Below are 3,207 nucleotides of genomic sequence, written 5' to 3' on the forward strand. Positions count from 1 at the left end.
CTCTACAACCGTTAAACAAGCTGCCGAGGCAATAGCAGCATCTACCGCATTTCCTCCTTTTTTCAACATTTCAAGACCCGCCTGAGCGGCAAGAGGCTGACTAGTTGCTACCATTCCGTTTTTTCCAAACGTACATGTACGCTGCGATGCATAGGGGTGTGTAAAAAAGTATTCGCTCATAGAAAATCTCCTCTTTTCTTTATATGATGAATAAAACGAATCTTTACAGACTAGACAGCGCTACTTCTTCCTCGTAAACTTCTAATGCTGCTTGTAAAGCAGAACCTGTATTCACGCTTGCCCCGTTTCGAATAAGCACTGCTTCAAGACCAGCCAATGTAAAGAGAACGTTGTCTTTTCGACAGCTGTATCCCATTGTACCGATACGCCATATTTTTCCGTGCATCGGCCCAAAAGAACTTGCAATTTCAATCCCAAATTGTTCAAGAAGCGTAGAACGAACTGCCTCTCCGTCAATACCTAGGGGAATTAAAACACAAGTAACGGTTGGAACTTTTGAATCCTCATCTCCGAATAAAGATAATCCCATTGCTTTAATACCGGCTACAAGTGCTTTTTCATGGAGGCGATGCCTTGCAAATCTTTCCTCTAATCCTTCTTCTAAAATAACGCGCAGCCCTTCTCTTAAAGCATAGAGCATGGACGTTGCTTCCGTGTGATGATTTAATCTACGCTCACTCCAATAGTCTTGAAGCTGACTCAAATCAAAATAGTTGCTGATAATATTCGGACGCAGACGAACAGTTTGAGCATCTGCTTTTGTCGCAATTCCTTTTTCAACTTTTTTACGTTCCATGATGATTTTTTCAATACGATCATTGTACGTAATAGGTGCCATGCCGGACGGAACAGATAAACACTTTTGTGTGCCTGCAATCAATGCGTCAATGTTCCACTCATCTACTTTTACATCCGTACCGCCAATAGTGGCTACTGCGTCGACGATAAATAAAACATCTTGGTTGCGGCATGCAGCACCAATTTCTTTAAGCCGCTGCATTCTTCCTGTAGACGTTTCACCATGAACCATTGCAACAATTTTCGGATTTACTTTTTTTATTTCACGAATAACTGTTTCAGGGTCAAACACTTCTCCCCATTCGCATTCAATGTTGTGTACATCAGCTCCGTAGCGCTCGGCAATTTCCGTTAATAAATAGCCGAAGCGGCCGAAAATAGGGACGAACACTTTATCGCCAGGCTCAATTACACTTGCAAGAACGGCTTCAATCCCAGCTCTAGACGTTCCATCAACGGGAAAAGCCCATTTGTTTTTGGTTTGAAATAGTTCACGAAGCATTTCCATCGTCTCGTTCATAATGTGCGTAAATGCGGGGTCAAACTGACCTAAAATAGGTGTTCCTAATGCTCTTAATACGCGGGGATCTGCTTCTACGGGTCCAGGTGTCATAATCGTACGCGGCGGTGTATGAAGCTGTTTTGTTATAGTCATGTCAAATTCCTCCTAGTAGGCAAGTTTATATAATAGTTCTATTAAGACCTTTACTCCTTTTTCTAACTGTTCTCCTTTGGTGAATTCCTTTGGGGAATGGCTAATTCCATCTTGGCTCGGTACGAATAACAAACATGTGGGAACTCTTCGTCCGAATATCTGCGAGTCGTGTCCTGCACCGCTTACTAATTCTCGGGAGGAGATATTCTTTTCCGAGGAAATAATTTTGGAAAGTTCAGATAATTCTTCGCTCATGGCGACAGGTTTTTCATCCATCCAGCAGTCGATATTCACTTCTAAATCCCCTGATTTTCGCTTTATAATTTCCTTCATTTCTCGTTCTGCCTCTTGTAAAACCTCATATTCATGATGTCTTATATCAACCGTGAATTCTACATATCCTGGTATTACGTTCGGTGCATTTGGAGAAAGTGTAATTTTGCCAACCGTTACGTATAAAGCGTTATGATATTTTTCGCTCAATTCAATAAATGCTTTAGCAAGTTTGCAGCTCGCATAAAATGCATCTTTTCTGATGTTCATCGGGGTTGTGCCCGCATGGTTACTTTCACCTTTAACAGATACTGTAAATCGTTTCTGCCCGACGATACTAGAAACAATTCCGATATCGCAACGAGACATTTCAAGCTGCTTTCCTTGTTCGATATGCAGTTCAATAAAAGAAGCGATGTCCGTGCGGTATGGCTCGCTGTGGAGGCCTTTTCCGAAATTGAGCTGTTTCATTGCGTCATCCAGCTTAACCCCTTCTTTATTTATAACATGTTTTGCATCACTTTTGCTGTGTAATCCATTCATATTGCCTGATCCCCAATACGTAAGAGGAAATCTGCTGCCTTCTTCTTCACAAAGTGATACGACCTCTAAGGTTTTTGTAGGGGAGCCGTAATGTGCATATAGGTACTGCAGAGCAATGATACCTGCCACAACACCAAACGCCCCGTCATACTTTCCTCCGTTTATCACGGTATCGATATGGGATCCTGTTAAAATAACTTGTTGTTCTGAACCCGTTCCTTGCAACCGTCCAAATAAATTTCCTACATCATCGTAATATGTTTTGAGGTGAAGTCCCTTCATTTTTTCTTCCAATGCCTTTTGAGCTGCACTCCACTGTTCCGTATATAAAAGCCTCGTGACCCCTTCTTTTTCATCTAACCCAAACTGTGACAACCAGCTAACGTTTTCTTCGATTTGCTGACAAAGCTTAGATTTTCCCGTCATATCTGCAACCATTGCTATCCCTCCTGCTATCTTCATTTTAAGAAAATGACTGATTGTTTTCATTAACACTTTCTACAATGATTTAGTGTTTTTTTAGCTATTATCACTAAATATACAAAGTCTTATATACGTCACATTTTCTAACATTATATGTTAKTTACTTTATCTTACAGGATTGAATATACTTCTTCATTAACAATTTATACATTTTTTTCTGAAAATTTTATTTATTTTAACTAAACTTTCTTATAAAATAAAAGATAGATAAAAATACGTGCAGGGAAATGTGAGAATTTTTAACAAAAGGAGTAATGAATAATGGAACTACAAACTCTTTTACGCATTCCAATTTATGAAAAAGCATCTGTAGTAGCCGGGCAAAAAGGAGTCACCCGCAAAGTACATAACGTCAATATGATGGATGCACCCGATATTTTATCTTTTTTAAAAGAAGGAGAGTTTTTAATTACAACGGGTTATCACTTCAAAGA

The 3,207-nt window shown here is 39.8% G+C and carries 4 protein-coding genes; 1 reads left to right on the forward strand and 3 read right to left on the reverse strand.

Translation table 11 applies throughout. From position 1 onward, the window contains the following. From AC1DRF_RS20740 to allC, 3 genes are all read right to left on the reverse strand, one after another. A partial coding sequence (locus AC1DRF_RS20740; protein ID WP_477741571.1) for a gamma-glutamyltransferase occupies window positions 1–180 on the reverse strand: 180 nt, incomplete at its 3' end. Between the two features lie 43 nt (window positions 181–223). Then, a complete protein-coding gene (locus tag AC1DRF_RS20745; RefSeq protein WP_427076008.1) occupies window positions 224–1,474 on the reverse strand; it encodes a pyridoxal-phosphate-dependent aminotransferase family protein in 1,251 nt (416 codons plus the stop codon). A 12-nt stretch (window positions 1,475–1,486) separates the two neighbouring features. Then, complete coding sequence (allC, locus tag AC1DRF_RS20750; protein ID WP_427076007.1) at window positions 1,487–2,728, reverse strand: allantoate deiminase; 1,242 nt, start codon at window positions 2,726–2,728, stop codon at window positions 1,487–1,489. A 306-nt stretch (window positions 2,729–3,034) separates the two neighbouring features. Here allC and AC1DRF_RS20755 point away from each other — a divergent pair. Beyond that, window positions 3,035–3,207 (forward strand): PucR family transcriptional regulator ligand-binding domain-containing protein (locus AC1DRF_RS20755; RefSeq protein ID WP_477741572.1); only part of this gene is annotated, 173 nt, incomplete at its 3' end.

This window comes from Priestia sp. P5_B4, assembly GCF_056400385.1.